The organism is Pseudomonas yangonensis (assembly GCF_009932725.1).
Taxonomy (GTDB): domain Bacteria; phylum Pseudomonadota; class Gammaproteobacteria; order Pseudomonadales; family Pseudomonadaceae; genus Aquipseudomonas; species Aquipseudomonas yangonensis.
On record NZ_BLJU01000157.1, the window covers coordinates 1 to 542 of the forward strand.

The window sequence follows — 542 nt, forward strand, 5'->3', positions numbered from 1 at the left end:
CCCCTTGATTAGTAGTTACATATCGTTTCGCGAACCCTTCTTTTCCTGCTCTTCGAAGAGTATGGTGACCCCAGAAACAAGTTGCCCCGGCGGTGCTGGTAACACCCCGGGGCTTGACCAGCACTCAGATTTGGAAGATCACGTGCCAGTTCTCACAGTCTATCGTCACGGTAACACCGGCGGAATCCCCCCGATGAAGAACAGTCACCAGCGCGCGTTGCGGGGTGAGGTGGGCGGATGGTCGGACGGTGCGACCCGCCGCAACACCCGCTTCCTGTACTCCATCCTCGAATACCGCCTTGACGGCATTGGCCTGGCGGTCACCCTGACCCTGCGCGATTGCCCGCCCAGTGCGGATGCCTGGCACCGCCTCCGCAAGGCCTGGCTCCATCGTATGCGCCGCCTGGGCATGCTCCGCCTGCACTGGGTCACCGAGTGGCAGCGCCGTGGCGTTCCGCATCTGCACTGCGCCATCTGGTTCCCTGGCGCGCTCCGCGAGCAATACGGTGATCAGGTCCTGGGCGTCCTACGCGCCCGTATCG

The 542-nt window shown here is 63.1% G+C and carries 1 protein-coding gene; it reads left to right on the forward strand.

Annotated features, from left to right (window positions below; translation table 11 throughout):
* Positions 1-193 precede the first annotated feature (193 nt).
* Positions 194-542: rolling circle replication-associated protein (locus tag GYB81_RS23905; RefSeq protein ID WP_218573894.1), on the forward strand; the 349-nt coding region annotated here is incomplete at its 3' end.